Source organism: Flavonifractor sp. AGMB03687 (assembly GCF_017811815.1).
Classification (GTDB): domain Bacteria; phylum Bacillota; class Clostridia; order Oscillospirales; family Oscillospiraceae; genus Flavonifractor.
On record NZ_JADKZI010000008.1, the window covers coordinates 151,408 to 168,866 of the forward strand.

Annotated in this window: 18 protein-coding genes; 6 read left to right on the top strand and 12 right to left on the bottom strand. The window is 60.2% G+C overall.

All coding sequences use genetic code 11. The annotated features are described in order from the left end of the window. Positions 1 to 282: 282 nt before the first annotated feature. From J9789_RS14860 to J9789_RS14885, 6 genes are all read right to left on the bottom strand, one after another. Positions 283 to 1,161, bottom strand: coding sequence for a GNAT family N-acetyltransferase (locus J9789_RS14860; protein ID WP_209346461.1), 879 nt, complete (start codon positions 1,159 to 1,161; stop codon positions 283 to 285). Positions 1,162 to 1,191: 30 nt separating this feature from the next. Then, positions 1,192 to 2,106, bottom strand: a complete 915-nt coding sequence (locus tag J9789_RS14865; RefSeq protein ID WP_209346462.1) for a phosphatidylglycerol lysyltransferase domain-containing protein — start codon at positions 2,104 to 2,106, stop codon at positions 1,192 to 1,194. Positions 2,107 to 2,239: 133 nt separating this feature from the next. Then, entirely contained in the window at positions 2,240 to 3,421 is a 1,182-nt protein-coding gene (locus tag J9789_RS14870; protein WP_209346463.1) for a DEAD/DEAH box helicase, read from the bottom strand. Between the two features lie 210 nt (positions 3,422 to 3,631). Then, positions 3,632 to 4,354 carry an amino acid ABC transporter ATP-binding protein gene (locus J9789_RS14875; RefSeq protein ID WP_209346464.1) on the bottom strand — a complete coding sequence of 241 codons (723 nt, stop codon included), beginning with the start codon at positions 4,352 to 4,354 and terminating at the stop codon, positions 3,632 to 3,634. After that, positions 4,341 to 5,057 carry an amino acid ABC transporter permease gene (locus J9789_RS14880; RefSeq protein WP_245185318.1) on the bottom strand — a complete coding sequence of 239 codons (717 nt, stop codon included), beginning with the start codon at positions 5,055 to 5,057 and terminating at the stop codon, positions 4,341 to 4,343. Before J9789_RS14880 ends, J9789_RS14875 begins: the two co-directional genes overlap by 14 nt. Positions 5,058 to 5,209: 152 nt before the next feature. Further along, positions 5,210 to 6,088 (bottom strand): ABC transporter substrate-binding protein, encoded by an 879-nt coding sequence (locus J9789_RS14885; protein ID WP_209346465.1) that lies wholly within the window; start codon positions 6,086 to 6,088, stop codon positions 5,210 to 5,212. Positions 6,089 to 6,401: 313 nt separating this feature from the next. On the opposite strand from J9789_RS14885, the gene J9789_RS14890 reads away from it, so the two are divergent. The 3 genes from J9789_RS14890 to prmA are packed head-to-tail and all read left to right on the top strand — an operon-like array spanning position 6,402 to position 8,796. Beyond that, positions 6,402 to 6,938, top strand: coding sequence for a DUF1836 domain-containing protein (locus J9789_RS14890; protein ID WP_209346466.1), 537 nt, complete (start codon positions 6,402 to 6,404; stop codon positions 6,936 to 6,938). 41 nt (positions 6,939 to 6,979) lie between these two features. Beyond that, a complete protein-coding gene (locus J9789_RS14895; protein ID WP_209346467.1) occupies positions 6,980 to 7,852 on the top strand; it encodes a DegV family protein in 873 nt (290 codons plus the stop codon). Next, positions 7,852 to 8,796 (top strand): 50S ribosomal protein L11 methyltransferase, encoded by a 945-nt coding sequence (gene prmA, locus J9789_RS14900; protein ID WP_209346468.1) that lies wholly within the window; start codon positions 7,852 to 7,854, stop codon positions 8,794 to 8,796. The genes J9789_RS14895 and prmA overlap by 1 nt, the downstream gene beginning before the upstream one ends. A 450-nt stretch (positions 8,797 to 9,246) precedes the next feature. Here the strand turns inward: prmA and J9789_RS14905 are convergent, their stop codons facing one another. Further along, positions 9,247 to 9,426 carry a YlcI/YnfO family protein gene (locus J9789_RS14905; protein WP_209346469.1) on the bottom strand — a complete coding sequence of 60 codons (180 nt, stop codon included), beginning with the start codon at positions 9,424 to 9,426 and terminating at the stop codon, positions 9,247 to 9,249. Between the two features lie 95 nt (positions 9,427 to 9,521). Between J9789_RS14905 and J9789_RS14910 the strand changes: the two genes are divergently transcribed. Next, the gene (locus J9789_RS14910; protein WP_209346470.1) at positions 9,522 to 9,809 is read left to right on the top strand and encodes a hypothetical protein; all 288 of its coding nucleotides are present in this window, start codon (positions 9,522 to 9,524) and stop codon (positions 9,807 to 9,809) included. 77 nt (positions 9,810 to 9,886) lie between these two features. On the opposite strand, the gene J9789_RS14915 is transcribed toward J9789_RS14910, so the two are convergent. Continuing rightward, the gene (locus J9789_RS14915) at positions 9,887 to 11,563 is read right to left on the bottom strand and encodes a DAK2 domain-containing protein (protein WP_209346471.1); all 1,677 of its coding nucleotides are present in this window, start codon (positions 11,561 to 11,563) and stop codon (positions 9,887 to 9,889) included. A 35-nt stretch (positions 11,564 to 11,598) separates the two neighbouring features. Further along, positions 11,599 to 11,949, bottom strand: a complete 351-nt coding sequence (locus J9789_RS14920; protein WP_209346472.1) for an Asp23/Gls24 family envelope stress response protein — start codon at positions 11,947 to 11,949, stop codon at positions 11,599 to 11,601. A gap of 220 nt (positions 11,950 to 12,169) precedes the next feature. On the opposite strand from J9789_RS14920, the gene J9789_RS14925 reads away from it, so the two are divergent. Further along, positions 12,170 to 12,358, top strand: coding sequence for a hypothetical protein (locus tag J9789_RS14925; protein WP_209346473.1), 189 nt, complete (start codon positions 12,170 to 12,172; stop codon positions 12,356 to 12,358). Between the two features lie 42 nt (positions 12,359 to 12,400). Here J9789_RS14925 and J9789_RS14930 read toward each other — a convergent pair whose 3' ends face one another. The 3 genes from J9789_RS14930 to J9789_RS14940 all read right to left on the bottom strand — a co-directional run bounded on the left by J9789_RS14930 (position 12,401) and on the right by J9789_RS14940 (position 15,629). Continuing rightward, on the bottom strand, positions 12,401 to 13,513 hold the full coding sequence (locus J9789_RS14930) for a metallophosphoesterase (protein WP_209346474.1): 1,113 nt from the start codon (positions 13,511 to 13,513) through the stop codon (positions 12,401 to 12,403). Between the two features lie 15 nt (positions 13,514 to 13,528). Continuing rightward, a complete protein-coding gene (locus tag J9789_RS14935; RefSeq protein WP_209346475.1) occupies positions 13,529 to 15,286 on the bottom strand; it encodes an ABC transporter ATP-binding protein in 1,758 nt (585 codons plus the stop codon). A gap of 136 nt (positions 15,287 to 15,422) precedes the next feature. Next, the gene (locus tag J9789_RS14940; RefSeq protein WP_209346476.1) at positions 15,423 to 15,629 is read right to left on the bottom strand and encodes a helix-turn-helix transcriptional regulator; all 207 of its coding nucleotides are present in this window, start codon (positions 15,627 to 15,629) and stop codon (positions 15,423 to 15,425) included. Positions 15,630 to 15,776: 147 nt separating this feature from the next. On the opposite strand from J9789_RS14940, the gene J9789_RS14945 reads away from it, so the two are divergent. Next, a partial coding sequence (locus J9789_RS14945; protein ID WP_245185304.1) for a right-handed parallel beta-helix repeat-containing protein occupies positions 15,777 to 17,459 on the top strand: 1,683 nt, incomplete at its 3' end.

Consider the following 17,459-nt stretch of genomic DNA (forward strand, 5'->3'; position numbering starts at 1 on the left):
ACAAGAAGACACTTTTCTGCATAATTGTCCATTCTTTCTTTCGGCGCCAGATGCTTTTTCCCCTTGTACCGCCTGCTTTTCAGAACTCTTTCTCGCTAAAGTGATAAAATTCGCTAATATTTATTCATGGATGGAGGCGTTATATTCATTTTAACGGAAATCCTGCAAAACGGCGGCTTTGAATCCCACCCCACCGTTCGATTGCAAAATCACTCCAGGCGCAAAAAAGGGCGGACAGACGCAGAAAACCGCGTCCGTCCGCCCCATTCTGTCTGCGGTCGGTCAGTCAAAGCCCAGGCCCATATAGCCCTGGGTCTCCTCGCCCCACAGGGCGCCCTTTTCCTGGTCATACCATTTGACCATACCGAAGGGCTGCAGGTAGCTGCCCTGCATGCCGTCCCACTGGGCGGGGGTACGCACGAAGCACCGCTGGCCAGGCATTTTGGCCGCCAGGGCGGCCAGGCCCCGGGGCATATGCTCCGGCGGCAGCAGCAGCTCCTTGAAGAGCACGCTCTTCTTGTCCAGATATTCCGCGGCGGCGCAGCCCCGGAAATCGCCCACCATAACGCGGTACAGTCCGCCGCCGGACAGCTTGCCCATGCCCTCCTGGTAGCGGATCAGATCCTCTCCGTAGAGCACCGAGGGGATGCCCTCCAGGGCGTTGCGGCGGATCTCGTTGTACTCCTCCGGGCCGATGGGCTCCACCTTGTCCTCCGGATGGGCGGCGGTGGTCATGCTGCGCAGCAGCTCCACCTTCCGGGTGAAGAAGCCGGGCAGGAAGCCCACCATGGAGAAGAATTTGAACAGGCTGGCCTCGGCGGGCACCACGGTGACGCAGTCCGCCCCCCGCTGCTTGAGGAACTCGTCCACATAGAGCAGCAGCTGACGGCCGTAGCCCTTGCTGCGGACGGCGGGGTCGGTGGCCAGGGCGTAGATATACCAGGCGGAGGCGGTGCCGCCGCCGGGCAGGGTGATGGTCTGGGGCAGCAGGGCCAGCATGGAGGCCAGCTTGCCGTCCTCCAGCAGGAGGAGCATATCCTCCGGCCGCCAGCAGCACTGGTAGAACCAGTCGATATAGCGGGGATCGTCGCCAAAGGCGGCCTGCCACAGGTCCTTCTGGGCCTGGGCCTCATCAGGTCGGGATGGACGGATCTCTACCATGGAAACACTCCTCTCATTTCTTGTCCACAGTCATGCTTTCATAATGGCAGCGTACTTCTCCACCAGCAGGTCAGGGTAGTAGGACAGCTTGGCCTTCCGCAAGCCCTCCACGCCCATGTCGTCCTCCCGGTTGAGGTATTTCACCTGGGGGTGGCGCTGGCGCACCCACCGGGCAAACTCCCGGTTGATCATGGCGTACGCTCCCTGGAGCTCGCCGTAGGCCTTCTCAAAGTGAACGTCGTAGGTGTCGGCGGACAGCATGTCCCCCATGGTGAAGGCCACCACCTCGCCGTACACCCGGATCAGTCCGCCCTCCAGGCCCAGCTCCTGATAGTGCTCCATGGCGGTGCGCAGGGCGATGCCCTCATCGCCCAGATCCCGCTCCTCGGCCTCGCCCTCCCGCTGGAGGGAGCGGCGATACCACTCCCGGTCCATCTCCAGACATTCAGGCAGGCTTTCCGGGGTGATCTCCTCATAGGTCCAGGTGGGGTTGTTCTCCATAAAGCGGTTGATGTGGTTGCGCTTGGCGTGGAGCTTCTTGCCTCCCAGGTCGGCCAGCCGGTCGATCTCATAGAGGTAGTCGTAGCCGTCCCGGTCGGCCACGTAGTCAAACTGGCCGGGGAAGAACTCCTCCAGCTCGGCCATCTGGCCCCGGGTCAGGCACACCAGCCGCAGGGGCTGGCCCCGGCTGTCGGCTTCCGCCTTCAGCGCCTGGATGGCGGCAGCAATGTCGCCCGCTCCGGCGGGGTACAGATAGCTGCATCCCATCCGGCCGCAGAGATGGGTGAACAAAAAGCCGTTCCCCTGGGCGATCTCCACGTTGTAAGTCTTTTTCCAGACATAGATGTTGGTAAAGTTATAGTCGCAGCCCCGGTAGTTGCCCCGGGCCAGCAGTCCGTCCACCCAGGCCTTGTCCGAAGGGGTGGGCGTTTTGAATTCGATCATGGGGTTTTTCTCTCCTAACCATTTCCCAGTATGCCGACATGATAGCACGGCCTTTTCAAATTGGCAAGGGAAATCGGGCGAACGAGGCCGGAAGAACCAAAACGGACGGCCAAAAGGCCGCCCGTTTTCCCGATTAGTTCTCTTCCACCAGCATGAGGCAGCCGTCCTGGTCGTACTTGAGCCGCTGGACCTCCGCCTTGGTGTTGCGGATGATGTCGTCCATGCGCACGCTCTCGGTGACGGTGGCCACGAAGGTGTAGGCCACGCCGTGACGCTTGGCCCGGCCGGTACGGCCGATGCGGTGGGTGTAGTTCTCCATCTCGTCGGGCACGTCATAGTTGAACACGGCATCCACGTCGTCGATGTCCAGGCCTCGGGCGGCCACGTCGGTGGCCACCAGCACCTTGATCTCGCCCTTCTTGAACTTGTCCAGGGTCTTTTCCCGCACCCGCTGCTGGATGTCACCGTGGATGGCCTGGCAGGAGATGCCCCGCATCTGGAGCAGACCGGCCAGCCGGTCGGTCATGTTCTTGGTGTTGCAGAAGGCGATGGCCCGCTCGTACTCCCCGTGGGTGATGAGGGCCACAATGGTGTCCAGCTTCTTCTCCCTGCCGTCCAGGTCGATGCGGTACTGGGTGATGTCGGGCTTGGACTCCTCCACCGGGCGGACGGTGATCTCCACGGGGTCACGCTGGTACACCCAGGAGATATCCATGACCTCTCGGCTGATGGTGGCGGAGAACATGCCCAGATTCTTCCGGTGCTTCAGCTGGTCCAGGATACGGGTCACGTCCCGGACGAAGCCCATATCCAGCATGCGGTCGGCCTCGTCCAGCACCACCGTCTCCACCTTGTCCAGCTTGACGGTGCGCCGCTTCATGTGGTCCATGAGCCGGCCGGGGGTAGCCACCACGATCTGGGGGCGTTTCTTCAGGGTGTTGATCTGCTTGTCAATGGGGGCGCCGCCGTACAGACACACGGTGCGCACGCCCTCCTTAAATTCGCACAGGTCCCGCAGCTCCTCCTGGATCTGCACCGCCAGCTCCCGGGTGGGGGCCAGCACCAGGGCCTGGACCTCCTCACGCTCGGGGTCGATGTGCTCCACCATCGGGATGCCGAAGGCAAAGGTCTTGCCGGTGCCGGTAGGGGCCTTGGCAATGACGTCCTTCCACTGCATGAAGTAGGGGATGGCTCCGGCCTGCACCGGGGTGGCCTGCACGTAGCCCTTCTTCTCAATGGCCTTCATGACCGCGGGGGACAGGCCCAGGTCAGCATAGTTGACGATCTCGTTGACCTGCTCGCCGTTGATTTCCATGGGTACAAAACTTCCTTTCCGTTTCAATCTGCCTGATTTAAGGTCCCCACAGGCATCGAAACTCGCTTTCGTACCCAACGCCCTCTTTCCCCGGGGCGCGACCTCAAATCGTACCGGAAAAGTGTATCATACTCCCCGAAAAATTGCAATCCTTTCCCCAAAGAGGCCAAAAAAGCCCCGGTCCGCCGTCTGGCGGGCCGGGGCTTCGGGTTACAGGACCTTGGACAGGAACTCGATGGTACGGGGCTCCTTGGGGTTGGCAAAGAAGGCGTGGGGCTCGTTCTGCTCCAGGATGTGGCCGCCGTCCATGAACAGGACCCGGCTGCCCACCTCACGGGCAAAGCCCATCTCGTGGGTGACCACCACCATGGTCATGCCCTCGTCAGCCAGCTGCTTCATGACCTCCAGCACCTCGCCCACCATTTCGGGGTCCAGGGCGGAGGTGGGCTCGTCGAACAGCATCACCTTGGGCTTCATGGCCAGAGCGCGGACGATGGCAATACGCTGCTTCTGGCCGCCGGACAGCTGGGCGGGGTAGGCGTCGGCCTTCTCCTCCAGGCCCACCCGCTTGAGCAGGGTGGAGGCCAGATCGTCGGCCTCGGCCTGGCTCATCAGCTTGGTGCGCACAGGGGCCAGAGTGATATTCTTCCGGATGGTCATGTTGGGGAAGAGGTTGAAGTGCTGGAATACCATGCCCATCTGACGGCGGACCAGGTCGATGTTGGTCTTGGGGTTGGTGATCTCGGTGCCCTCAAAGGTGATGGTGCCGGCAGTGGGGGTCTCCAGCAGGTTGAGGCAGCGCAGGAAGGTGGACTTGCCCGAGCCGGAGGGGCCGATCACGACCACCTTCTCGCCGGGATAGATGTGCTCGGAGATATCGTCCAGCACCAGGTGCTTTCCAAAGGACTTGGACAGATGTTTAACGTCGATCACTTTGACGCAGCCTCCTTTCCAGAATCCCCAGCAGCCAGGTGAAGAGCATCACCATCAGCAGATAGATAATGGCAATGCCGAGGTAGGGATACATGACATCATAGGTTTTGCTGCCGATGGACTTGGCAGCGTAGACCAGCTCCTTGCCGCCGATGGCGGAGATCAGGGCTGTATCCTTGAACAGGGTGATAAACTCATTGCCCAGGGCAGGCAGAATGTTCTTGAACGCCTGGGGAATGACGATAAAGCGCATGGTATCCAGGTAGTTGAGGCCCAGGGAACGGCCGGCCTCGCTCTGGCCCATATCCACGCTCATCAGGCCGCCGCGGACGATCTCGGCCACATAGGCACCCGAGTTGATGCCCAGAGTAAGGGTACCCACCAGGGTGTACTCCCGGCTGCTCTTAAAGATGATAAAGCCCATGATGAGCAGCTGCACCATCATAGGAGTACCGCGGATGACGGTAACATAGATCTTACAAATCGCGTTGAGCAGAGCCAGAATGGGATTGTGGCGGCCCAGGCGCTGCTGGTCATGGGTGGTGCGGATCACAGCCACCAGCACACCCAGCACAATGCCCAGGATCAGCGCCATGGCGGTGATCCACAGGGTGGTCAGGACGCCGTCCACATAGAGCTGCCAGCGCCCCTCCTCAAAGAATGCTTTATAGATGCCCACAAAGGCGTCCTGCCACCAGGGCAGGTCTACGCCGTCTTTCAACTGCTGCCCCAGGGTCTCATAGAGTTGCACCCAGTTCAAAGAGATTCTCCTTTCTTACTTGCTTCCGAATACGACCCGAAAAAGGACGGCCCGAAGGCCGCCCTTTTCAGTTGCATACAGATCTGTCGTTTGCCTTAGCCCTCAGCGGGGATGTACTTGTCGATGATGGACTGCACAGTGCCATCCTCGATCAGCTCGCTCAGAGCGTTGTTCACAGCGTCCTTCAGAGCGGTGTTGCCCTTGGCAAAGCCGATGGCGTAGTTCTCGTTGGCAAACTCGGTGTCCAGGATCTTCAGGCCGGGGTTGGCTTTAACATACTCCTGAGCGGGAGCGTTGTCAATAACAACACAGTCCACCTGGCCGTTCAGCAGAGCCTGGATGGCGGCGGCGCCGTCATCGTAGGGGATCACGGCATCCTCGCCGTAGCCGCCGTTCTCGGGGGTGTCGGAGCAGTAGATGTAGCCGGTGGTGCCCATCTGGCAGCCGATCAGCTTGCCGTCCAGATCCTCAATAGTGGTAATCTCGGAATCCTCAGGCACAATAACCACCTGAATGCCGTTGGCGTAGGTGTCGGAGAAGTCCATAACCTCCAGACGGTCGTCGGTCACAGTGACGCCGGCCATGACGATGTCGCTCTTGCCGGTCTGCACAGCCTGCAGGGAGGCGTCGAAGCCCATGTTGTCCACGACCAGCTCCAGGCCAAGCTTCTGAGCGATGGCGTAGGCGATCTCCACGTCGATGCCCTCGTAGCCGGTGCCCTCGTAGCCCTCGCCGTCACCCACCATCTCATAGGGGGGGAACTGGGCGTTGGTGCTCATGATCAGCTTGCCCTCTTCCACGGTGGTGAACTCGCCGGTGGCAGCGGGAGTCTCGCTGTTCTCAGCGGCGGGAGTCTCGCTGTTGCCAACGGGGGTCTCGGCATTGCCGGTGGTGCCGCCGCCGCAGGCGGTCAGCAGAGACAGGGACATAACTGCGGTCAGGCCCATAAGAGCCAGTTTCTTGAAGTTCTTCATGATGTATTCTCTCCTATTCATTGCGTTTGACGCGTTCCTCTTGGTGTTCCTTGATTCGGTGAATCCTATTATACACCATATGCAAATAAATGCAATATTTATTCATTCGTCAAACCCCACAAAAAACGTGAAAGTTTTGCCCCGGTCTCTCTCCGCCCCACTGTTGCAGGGGGCGGGAGTCACATAATGCTGTTATGTGGGAAAAGGGGCCTGTTTTCAGCGTTTGAAGGGGTTTACTTCGGGGAAAACAATGTGGTATAATGACGGCGATATGTTCACATATGGTTTTGAAAACCAGAAAGGAGGCACCCTTTTGGAAGAGATCCGCGCATTGAAAGAGCGGCTGGAGGGCGAACGGCCGGTGGATTGGGAGGGTTTCCCGGATATCGGACTGTATATGGATCAGCTGATCAGCTATATGCCCCGCCAGCTCATCCACTACGGGGAGGGGGAGGCCCTCACCTCCGCCATGGTGAATAATTATATTAAAGATGGTGCCATGCCCCGGGCGGAAGGGAAGCGGTACTCCCGCACCCATCTGGCCTATCTCACCGCCCTGTGTGCTCTGAAGCAGGTGCTGTCGGTGAAGGACGCCGGTCTGCTGCTGGCCTCGGCGGCCCAGGGCAGAGAGCCCCGGGAGCTGTACGAGCAGTTCCGCATGGAGCTGGACCGGGCCCTGGACGTAACCGCCGGGTCCCTGGACCCCACCGCCGGGGAGGAGGACCTGCCCGGTCTGGCCCTGGCCCTGGCCCTGCGCAGCTACGCCGACAAGCTGGCCTGCCAGCGCATCCTGGAGCTGCTGCGGGCCAAGCAGCCCCCCAACGAAAAGGAAAAGAAGAAAAAAGACTGAATACCGCTGAGATTTTAACAACGATGGAGGTTCTCTGAACAATGGGAGACTATGTGATTTTGACCGACTCCTCCGCCGACCTGTCGGCAGAGATGGTGGCAGAGCTGGGGGTCGAGGTGATCCCCCTGTCCTTCACCATGGAGGATAAGATCTACTACAACTACCCGGACAACCGGGACATTGACCCGGCGGACTTCTACGCCCGCCTGCGGGGCGGGGCCATGGCCACCACCTCCGCCGTCAACGTGGCCACCTACACTGACGCCATCGAGCCCATGCTGAAGGAGGGCAAGGACGTGCTGGTGCTGGCCTTCTCCTCCGGCCTGTCCACCACCTGCAATTCGGCCCAGATCGCCGCCGGGGAGCTGATGGAGCAGTACCCCGACCGGAAGGTGGCTGTGGTGGATACCCTGTGCGCCTCCCTGGGCCAGGGTCTGCTGGTGTGGTACGCCGCCAAGCTGAAGCAGCAGGGCAAGAGCCTGGAGGAGGTCCGGACCTGGACCGAGGAGCACAAGCTGAACCTGTGCCACTGGTTCACCGTGGACGACCTCCACTTCCTCAAGCGGGGCGGCCGCATCTCCGCCGCCACCGCCGTGCTGGGTACCATGCTGTCCATCAAGCCGGTGATGCACGTAGACAACGAGGGTCACCTCATCAAGGTGGGCACCGCCCGGGGACGCAACGCCTCCCTGAAGGCTCTGGTGGACCACATGGAGGAGACCGTGCTGGACCTGAAGGACCAGGTCATCTTCATCAGCCACGGCGACTGCCTGGCCGACGCCCAGAAGGTGGCCGACGACGTGAAGAGCCGCTTCGGCGTGGAGACCGTGATCATCAACTACGTGGGCCCCGTCATCGGTGCCCACTCCGGTCCCGGCACCGTGGCCCTGTTCTTCCTGGGGAGTGAGCGCTGATGGAGGATATCAAGTGGCTGGAAGTGGTGCTGGACACCACCGAGGAGGAACTGGACGGCCTGTGCGCCCGGCTCACTGCCAACGGCGTCACCGGCTTCGCCATTGAGGACGAGGAGGATTTCAAGACCTTCCTGGAGCAGAACCGTCAGTACTGGGACTATGTGGACGAGGACCTGATGGAGCGCATGAAGGGCGTTTGCCGGGTCAAGTTCTACGTCTCTGACGACGACCACGGTCAGGCCCAGCTGAAGCAGTGGCTGGAGGGCATCGACAAGCCCTACACCACCTCCTCCCTGGGGGACAACGACTGGGCCCACTCCTGGCAGAAGTATTATAAGCCCATGACTGTGGGCGAGAAGCTGTGGATTGTCCCCGAGTGGGAGAAGGGCCAGACCCCGCCGGAGGGACGCACCCCGGTGTACCTCAACCCCGGCCTCACCTTCGGCACCGGCAACCACGCCTCCACCCAGCTGTGCCTAATGGGCCTGGAGGAGTATGTGGTGCCCGGTCAGCCGGTGCTGGACCTGGGCTGCGGCAGCGGCATCCTGTCCATCGCCGCTATGGTGCTGGGGGCCTCCACCGCTGTGGCGGTGGACATCGACCCCAAGGCGGTGGATGTGGCCTATGAAAACGCCGGTCTCAACGGCATCGGCAAGGACCGGTACACCGTCCGGGCCGGTGACGTGCTCACCGACCAGGCGCTGGTGAAGGAGCTGGGGCAGCAGCGCTATCCCCTGGTGCTGGCTAACATCGTGGCCGACGTCATCATGCCTCTGTCCGCCAAGGCAGGGGATTGGATGACCGAGGACGGCGTGTTCCTGTGCTCCGGCATCATCGACACCCGGGCCGACGAGGTCCAGGCCGCTCTGGAGCGCAACGGCCTGCACATCATCCGCCGCCGGGAGCAGAACGGCTGGGTCTCCCTGGCCGCAAAGCGGGCATAATGTGAATGAAAAAGGACGTACCGCACAGCGGTACGTCCTTTTTTGCGTGTATTTGTTCTCCCCGTGTGATCTGTAGGGGCCGATGCCCTCATCGGCCCGCTGTACCGAGCCTCCGGCGGGCCCCTTTCCAGCGGCGGAAAGGGGCGAAAGGCCGCCGGGGCTGCGGCCCCGGTCCCCGGAGTCCATGGCGGCGGTGGGGTTTTCGGGAGAGATCTATTTTGACAGCGCTTGCCCGCCGGTTCGGCCTATTGGAACTCGTTTCCCCGGCAGCCGAGCGAATGTTACCCCGCATATCCTGCCAGCAGCTGCGTTTCCCTCTCCCCTGACTATGCCGCCATCGGCGCGGTAGCCCTTGCACACCTTGGCAGCAATCGCAGGCCCGGACAGGCACAGTAGGGGCGGCCTTTGCGGCCGCCCGTCCATTACCGCATGGCCAGCAAAAAAGTACCTCTATTGGTCGCTCTCCTCCTTCAGGTTTTCCAGCGCCACCCGGGTAGCCTCGATCACGAACTGGGAGAAGTTGCAGTCCGTACCCTGGATGGCCTTCTCCACCTCCTCCAGGATCTGATTGGGGAAGCGGATCGTCTTGGAGGTCGTACCGGGAACGGCGGGCAGTTTGAATTTAGCCATATGATCACCATGTCTTACATTTTGTCATTTACAATGTAATGCATGCTGTGCTATAAGTATGTAAGACAAATTGTAAGACGTATGAAGATGATACTATGGACTGGGAGACCGCCTATCAACAGTGCCCGCCCTTTGGGGTGGGAAAGGGCCCTTACACCGGGGAGACCTGCCGGGTGATGGAGACATTTCGACGGGACCTCACGGCGCTCCGTCAGGGGCTGACCGGAGAAACAAGTGACCTGCTGGAGCGATATCTGGAAAGCGCAGAGCAGTACCTGCGTAGCTGCTGCCGCTACTATTATTACCGGGGCATGCTCCACGGAACCAGTGAAGCACTGGAGATCTGGACGGCAGAGTACTGCTCCGGAGAGGAAAACGGATAGGCAACCAGGCAGGACCCATCCGGCTTTATGCAAAAACAGCGCCGCCCTTTTGAGGCGGCGCCGTTTACTGGTTTGAGTCACTCGGCGGAGATCATATAGTAGTACACGGGCTGACCGCCGGAGAGCAGGGTGATCTCGGCATTGGGACAGCACTCGGTGAAGAGCTCCAGAGCCTTCTGGGCCTGTTCCTCGGTGACGTCCTCGCCGTAGAAGATGTTGATGAACTCGGCACCCTGCTGGGCGTCGGCCTGGGCCAGACGGCGCAGCAGCGCATCCAGATCGGTATCGGTACCGAAGAGCTGGTGCTCGGTGAGAGCCAGGTAGTCGCCCTGCTTGATGGCAAAGCCGTCAAAGTCGGAGTCCCGGGCGGCATAGGTGATCTCGGAGGTGTGGACGTTGCCGATGGCCTCAGTCATGGCGGCCACGTTGTCCTCCTGGGAGGCCTCCAGGTCCATGACCATCAGAGCGGAGATGCCCTGGGGCACGGTCTTGGTGGGCAGCACCACAACCTGCTTGCCCTCGGCCAGCGGGATACACTGCTGGGCGGCCATGATGATGTTGCCGTTGTTGGGCAGCACAAAGACGATCTCCGCCGGGGTGGCATCGATCACCTTCATGATATCGTCGGTAGAGGGGTTCATGGTCTGTCCGCCGCTGATGACGCCGTCGGCGCCCAGATCGCGGAACACGGCGGCCAGGCCCTCGCCGGCGGCCACCGCCACCACGCCGTACTTCTTCTCGGGAGCGGCGATCTTCCGGCCGCCCTCTTCGTGGTGGTCGTCCTCCTCCAGATCGTCGGTGCTCTGGATGTGGCGCCCGGCGGCCAGATCCTCCGCCTGGGTGCGCATGTTCTCGATCTTGGCCAGCTCCAGAGTGCCGTACTTCTGGGCCTCAGTCAGGGCTGCGCCGGGGATATCGGTATGGACGTGGACCTTGAAGCAGTCGTCGTCCTCGCCGATGACCAGGCTGTCGCCGATGCTGTTCAGGTAGGCCTCAAAGCTCTCCAGGCCCTTGTTGGTGGTCTTGCGGACGATAAATACCGTGTCAAAGGTGAAGGTGATCTCCTCGGCGGCAATGGCGGCATAGTCGGTCTTGTTCTCCGACTTGCCGCTCTCCTCTCCGCCCTCGGGCAGAGGCAGGCCCCGCAGGGAGTCCAGCATACCCTGGAGAATGACCAGGAAGCCCTTGCCGCCGGCGTCCACCACGCCGGCCTTCTTGAGGACGGGGTTCATCTCGGTGGTGTGCTCCAGGGCCACCAGGCCCTCGGCAATGGCGGCCTCCAGCACGGCCTCAGGGTCGTTGGGAGTCTTGCGGGCGGCGTCGGCAGCCCGGGCAGCGGCCAGACGGGACACGGTAAGGATGGTGCCCTCGGCGGGCTTCATAACGGCCTTGTAGGCGGCGGCCACACCAAAGTCCAGGGCAATGGCCAGATCCCGGCCGTCGATCTCGTCCTTGTCCTTCACGCCCTTGGAAAAGCCGCGGAACAGCAGGGACAGAATGACGCCCGAATTGCCGCGGGCGCCCCGCAGCAGAGCGGAGGCGGTGGTACCCGCCGCCTCTCCCACGGTGCGGGGCTGCTTCTTGCGCAGCTCCGTGGCAGCGGTGGAGATGGTCAGGCTCATATTGGTACCGGTGTCGCCGTCAGGCACGGGGAATACGTTCAGCTCGTTGATCTGCTGTTTCTCAAGATTGATGGAGGCTGCCGCATGAATGATAGACTGGGCAAAGGACGCTCCGTCAATGCGCTCTCTCATGTCTGTGTTCCTTCCTTTCAATGGGCGGGCCGGCTTCAGCCGATGACCATGGAGTCAATGCAAACATCCACATTGCGCACCTCGGCGCCCGTGGTACGCTGCACGATATAGCGGACCTCGCTCATGATGGAGCGGCTCACCGCCATCAGGTTCACACCGTTGTCCACGATGATGTGCAGCTCGATGGAGACCGTGGAATCCTCGTTATAGGTGACCTTGACGCCCTTACCCATGGATTCCCGGCGCAGCAGGTGGACCAGGCCGTCGGTCTTGGAGCGCACAGCCATGCCCTTCACGCCGTAGCAGTTGGTGGCGGCGGCGCCGGTGATATTGGTAAACACTTCGCTGCTGACGGTGATCTCGCCCCGTTCAGTTTGCAGCTTCATTGTCTGATCCCTTCCTTTCGTGGGGTGTCTTACTGGCATCCCCGTCAAAGCGGGGGAAAAGGTTCCATTGATTTGTCCCTTTATTGTATTCCATTTCACGCCAAATTACAAGGGAAAAAGTTTCTGCAAAGTGGGAATGTACACTTGTAATTTCCCCCAAAACCGTGTACACTGTACCCATCGGTATTTTGTTTTTACCACAAAAGGAGGCTGTCGGACGATGAAAAAGTTTTTCTGCTGGATGGTGAAGATCCTGGCCGTGCTGGCGATGCTGGGCGCGGTGATCTATGCCGCCGTGGCTTACTGGGATAAGATCATGGAGCTGGTGTGCAAGGTGAAGAGCCTGATCTCCGGCAAGGACTGCGACTGCTGCATGGAAGATGTGGACTTCGCCGATTGGGAAGAGTAAGAAATGCGTAAAAAGGCCGCTGCCAACAGGCAGCGGCCTTTTTTACTTCTGAGGCGGGCGGCACAAACGGCCAAAGTACCAGCCGGTGACCCCGTTCTTCTTCACCAGGGCCCGATCGGCCAACCGGCGGACGATGGACAGGATATCCCCTGGCTCCACCGCCGGACGGTAATCGGTGGATTCCTTGCACAGGGTGTCCTCCCCGGAGCGGTAGAGGTAGTCGGTGAGCACATCCACCTCCCGGCCGCTCTCCAGGTGGCGGCAGCGGCACAGGGCCCCGCCCCGGCGGAGCACCTCCACCTGGCTGTGACCCCAGCGGACGTTGACCGACTCCGGTGTCTCTTCCTGGGCATCCAGGGCCATGGCGGTGGGCAGGCCGTCGCAGGCGAACCAGGTAAAACCTTCCCCCGGCTTTTCAGGAAGCACCAGGGCGTTGAGCTGGGCATCCCGCTGGAGGGCACAGCCTCCGTCGATGGACACAATGTGCTGCTCCTCACACACCAGGGGGTGGGTGGTGGGCACGTAAGGGTTGTAGAGGGTCACCGGGGTGTGGCCCACGATGCACCACCGACGGAACTTGACGCCCCAGTCCAGGAAGCTGTCGTTTTTCATGCACTCCCAGGCGGTCATATCCTCCAGCCGGTCCTCGTCCCACACCCCGCCGTGGACAAAGAGGTAATCCGGCGTGACCAGGATCTCCGGCATGGAGGCCAGAAAGCGCAGTTCCGGGCCGAAGCGGTCCAGAATCACCTGCCGCAGGGCGGGCAGGTCGTCGGGGGAGCGGGTCTCAAAGCCCGCCTCCTGACCCATCTGCACCAGAGTGCACCGGTTGCGCCACACGTTGAGGTAGTGGTGGAAGAACTCAGGCCGCACCTGGGGAGACTCTACAAACTCGGTAACCAGGTCGTCGCAGTTGCCCCGGACGCAGTACACCGTCCGACGGGTAGACAGGTCCATGACATAGCGCAGCACCGACAGGCTGTCCAGGCCCTTTTCCACCAGGTCCCCCAGCAGCACCAGGATGTCGTCGGGGCCATAGCCCGCCTTGTCCAGCGCCCCCTGGAACAGGGGCAGGCTGCCGTGGATGTCGCTGATCACCAGCACCCGCCGTCCGGCAGGGAACTCCAGCCGCTCTATCCGGGCCTTTCGTGCCATGGTGACCACCTCGCTTTATACGGAAACTGATTTCTGAGCTTGATACAACTTGGCGTATTCGCCGCCCTTGGCCATCAGCTCCTCATGGGTGCCCTCCTCGGCGATGCCGCAGCCGTCAATGACCACGATGCGACCGGCGGAGCGGATGGTGGACAGCCGGTGGGCGATGATGAGGGTAGTACGGCCCTGAGCCAGGGCGTCAAAGGCGGACTGGATGCGGGACTCGGTGACGGTATCCAGGGCGGAGGTGGCCTCATCCAGGATGAGGATGGGGGGATTCTTCAGGAAGATGCGGGCGATGGACACCCGCTGCTTCTGGCCGCCGGAGAGCATGACGCCCCGCTCGCCCACCTGAGTCTGGAAGCCGTCGGGCATCTCCAGAATGTCGTCATAAATCTCCGCCCGCTTGGCGGCCTCGATGATCTCCGCCTCGGTGGCGTCGGGCCGGCCGTAGCGGATGTTGTCGTAGATGGTACCAGCGAAGAGGAACACGTCCTGCTGGACAATACCGATCTGCTCCCGCAGGTCGTGCTGCTTGAGCTCCCGCACGTCCTGGCCGTCCACCAGCACCCGGCCGCCGGTGACGTCGTAGAACCGGGGGATCAGCTGGCACAGGGTGGACTTGCCCCCGCCGGAGGGGCCCACCACCGCCACCGTCTCGCCGGGGCTGACGTGGAGGGTGATGTGCTCCAGCACGGGCTCAGAGGAGGACTCGTACCGGAAGGTCACGTCGTCCACCAGGATGTCGCCCTTCACGTTGGCGAGGGGGCGGGCGTCGGGGGCATCCTGGATGTCGGGCTCCACCCGCATCAGCTCGGTGAAGCGCTTGAAGCCGGCCATGCCCTGCATGAACTGCTCCACGAAGGCGGACAGCTTGCGGATGGGGGTAATAAAGGTAGTGACATACAGGGCGAAGGTGGTCAGGTCGATGAAGTCCATCTCCCCCTTCATGATGAGGAAGCCGCCGAAGGCAATGACCAGCACCGACAGGATGCCCATGAAGAACTCCATGCCCGACTGGTAGAAGGCCATGGTCTTGTAGTAGCCCCGCTTGGCACCCCGGAACTGGTCGTTGGCGGCGTTGAACTTGGCGCTCTCGGCATCCTCGTTGGCAAAGGCCTTGGCGGTGCGCATGCCGGAGATGGAGGACTCCACCTCGCCGTTGATGCCGGCCAGCTTGGCCTTGACCTCAATGGAGGCGCGCATCATCTTTTTCCGGGTCAGGGCGGTAAAGATGATGAAGATGGGGATGACGGCAAAGACCACAAGGGCCAGCTGCCACTGGATGGTGAGCATGATGCCGAAGGCGCCCAGGATGGTCACGGAGGAGATGAACAGGTCCTCCGGGCCGTGGTGGGCCAGCTCGGTGATCTCAAAGAGGTCGCCGGTGACCCGGCTCATGAGCTGGCCGGTGCGGTTCTTGTCGTAGAAGGAGAAGGACAGGTCCTGCATGTGGGCAAACAGATCCCGGCGGATATCCGCCTCCATCCGCACGCCCAGCAGGTGGCCCCAGTAGGTGACGATGAAGTAGAACACGCCCTTGAGCACATAGGCCAGGGCCAGCAGCACCATCACGGTGAAGAAGGTGGCGAACAGCTTGTTGGGCAGCAGGGTCTGCATGGCCTCCCGGGACACCATGGGGAAGAGCAGGTCCACGATACAGATGCACAGGGCGCACACCATATCCAGCAGGAACAGCTTCCAGTGGGGTCTGTAATAGGAGGCAAAGATCCGCAGATAGCCCCGGTTTTTAAAGTCTTTTTTCTTGGTCATAGCGGTCTCCTCTCAAAAAAATCCGTTACCTGATAGTATAATCTGCCGCCGCCGGCTTTGTCAACCGAGGGCGGGTCCGTCCGGCCCCCGGACAGCAAAAGACGCCTCCCGCGGTCCCTTTCGCGGCAAGGCGTCTCTATCCCTGGTCCGGTATGTATCGCAGCACGTCCTCCACCCGGCAGGACAGGATGCTGCACAGGTCGTTGAGGGTAGCGGTGGAGATGTTGCGGTTCTGTTTCAGCGAGTCCAGCGTCCCCCTGCTGAAATGGAACTGCTTGATCAGCGCATATGTGGTGATCCCCTTGCGCCGCATGGTCTCCCACAGCGGGTCGTAAGCAATCATAGAATGCACCTCAATCGGGGAGTTCTATTACATTTATTATATAGACCCTCCAGATACTTGAATATACCCGATATTCCGGGTATAATGGACGTATCCACCAGCGCGCCCCCGCGCTGGGTCAAAATCAATATGAGAGGAGATACGCAGATGAAGAAAAAATTGTTGTCACTGCTGATGGCTCTGTGCCTGGTGGTGACTCTGCTGCCCGTGAGCGCGCTGGCGGCAGATGATTCGGCGGATGCTGCGGCGGATCTGATAGAAGGATCCGCAGAAGAGTCCGCAGAGAGTTTAATGGAGGTCCCTGCGGCAACCGCGAGCGAAACTGTTGTAAAGGGAAACAACTCTGGTTCCAACCAGCCTGTAAACAGCGAGAGTATCTTCAATGGTACAACTGCAATTGCCGAGGTTGGCGGTCAACAGTATTCTACCTTACAAGAAGCACTGAATGCTGCGGCTTCTAGCGAGAATAAAACTATTACAATTTTGGTTTCTGGCGAGTATGTCCCGTTTACAGTTAATCAAGTGGGGGTCAATGTTTGTGCGAAAGATGGTGTAGACGTAACTATCAAGACGAACAAAACCACTAAGATGGCTGTAACAGCGAACAATGTTACACTGAAGGGTCTTAACTTTGTCTCTACAGATGGAACTGCTGTAATCAGCGGCGGCAGCTGTGACGGACTCACTCTGGAGAAGTGCTCCTTCACCGGAAATGGCGCAACGGACAGCATTGCTCTCTATATCCACCAGCCCAATATCACCATCACGGGTTGTACGTTCGAGAACTTCGAGCGGGGCTACTACACCTGCGGCGATAACCACGCCGCTGGGAATATGGTCTTCGAGGGCAATACTTTTACCAATGTCCGTGTGCCTATCGACGGCTATTGGGGCATGCCCGCTACGAATAACACGAATATTCAGGTTACTGATAACAAAATCGACGCTGGCTCTTGGGGCACAGCCTACATCCAATTGTGGGACTATGCGCAGCTTGCAAAGTGGGCTGATTTTGTACATCAAGGCGAGAAATTAAACCCGGACGGCAAAACTGCCCTGAAGGGTATGGTCAGCGGAAACTCTGCAACGGGTGGCGAACTGGTGCTCTATGCTACCCACTGTAACTGGTACAGTAATTCTGAAATTCAGTGGAAAGGTCAGCAGCCGGTTTATCGTAATATGATCTTCCTGGAGAATGTGACCAAAGAAAACGAGGTCACCGTGACACACAAAGATGGCAGCCCGATTACAGCATTTAACGAATCTACTGGTAAAAAGGAAGTAGCTAAAAAGTACGTCATCTACACCCTGTCTGAGGGCGAGTACAAGGTCAACGTCACGCAGAAGCAGGAGAATGGAGACAGTGTCGTTACAGAATATGATTTGACCGTTGTCCCCACAGAGCATGATCCTACCGGCGGAAACACACAGAAAATCAAAGTTACGCCTCTGGATGGAGAAAACAACACGGTCGCCGTAGTGGGCAATGTTCCTTACACCTCTCTGGCCGCTGCTGTCGAGGCTGCCAAGAACGGCGGCACCGTGGAGCTGCTGCAAAATGTCACCATTGACACCTGGAACCAGGTTTGGGATACCGATGGTCTCACCATCAAGGGCAACAACCACACGGTCACTGTCAACAATGTCGAGTCCGGCGCCAACGGCAACTACCTGTTCTATGGCGCAAAGAACCTGAATGTCTCCGACCTGACCATCAAATTCACCACCAATGGCAGCGGTTTCTCCATGGTCTCCGGTAAGCTGGAAGGTGTGACCGTCAACGGCGGCGTATACGCAGTCGCTACTGGCGCCGCTCCCGCGGGACAGAAG

What these genes read in the sequence shown, in the direction of transcription:
- J9789_RS14860 (WP_209346461.1), bottom strand. Translation starts at nt 1,161, where the DNA reads ATGGTAGAGATCCGTCCATCCCGACCTGATGAGGCCCAGGCCCAGAAG.
- J9789_RS14865 (WP_209346462.1), bottom strand. Translation starts at nt 2,106, where the DNA reads ATGATCGAATTCAAAACGCCCACCCCTTCGGACAAGGCCTGGGTGGAC.
- J9789_RS14870 (WP_209346463.1), bottom strand. Translation starts at nt 3,421, where the DNA reads ATGGAAATCAACGGCGAGCAGGTCAACGAGATCGTCAACTATGCTGAC.
- J9789_RS14885 (WP_209346465.1), bottom strand. Translation starts at nt 6,088, where the DNA reads ATGAAGAACTTCAAGAAACTGGCTCTTATGGGCCTGACCGCAGTTATG.
- J9789_RS14895 (WP_209346467.1), top strand. Translation starts at nt 6,980, where the DNA reads ATGGGAGACTATGTGATTTTGACCGACTCCTCCGCCGACCTGTCGGCA.
- prmA (WP_209346468.1), top strand. Translation starts at nt 7,852, where the DNA reads ATGGAGGATATCAAGTGGCTGGAAGTGGTGCTGGACACCACCGAGGAG.
- J9789_RS14905 (WP_209346469.1), bottom strand. Translation starts at nt 9,426, where the DNA reads ATGGCTAAATTCAAACTGCCCGCCGTTCCCGGTACGACCTCCAAGACG.
- J9789_RS14910 (WP_209346470.1), top strand. Translation starts at nt 9,522, where the DNA reads ATGGACTGGGAGACCGCCTATCAACAGTGCCCGCCCTTTGGGGTGGGA.
- J9789_RS14915 (WP_209346471.1), bottom strand. Translation starts at nt 11,563, where the DNA reads ATGAGAGAGCGCATTGACGGAGCGTCCTTTGCCCAGTCTATCATTCAT.
- J9789_RS14920 (WP_209346472.1), bottom strand. Translation starts at nt 11,949, where the DNA reads ATGAAGCTGCAAACTGAACGGGGCGAGATCACCGTCAGCAGCGAAGTG.
- J9789_RS14925 (WP_209346473.1), top strand. Translation starts at nt 12,170, where the DNA reads ATGAAAAAGTTTTTCTGCTGGATGGTGAAGATCCTGGCCGTGCTGGCG.
- J9789_RS14930 (WP_209346474.1), bottom strand. Translation starts at nt 13,513, where the DNA reads ATGGCACGAAAGGCCCGGATAGAGCGGCTGGAGTTCCCTGCCGGACGG.
- J9789_RS14935 (WP_209346475.1), bottom strand. Translation starts at nt 15,286, where the DNA reads ATGACCAAGAAAAAAGACTTTAAAAACCGGGGCTATCTGCGGATCTTT.
- J9789_RS14940 (WP_209346476.1), bottom strand. Translation starts at nt 15,629, where the DNA reads ATGATTGCTTACGACCCGCTGTGGGAGACCATGCGGCGCAAGGGGATC.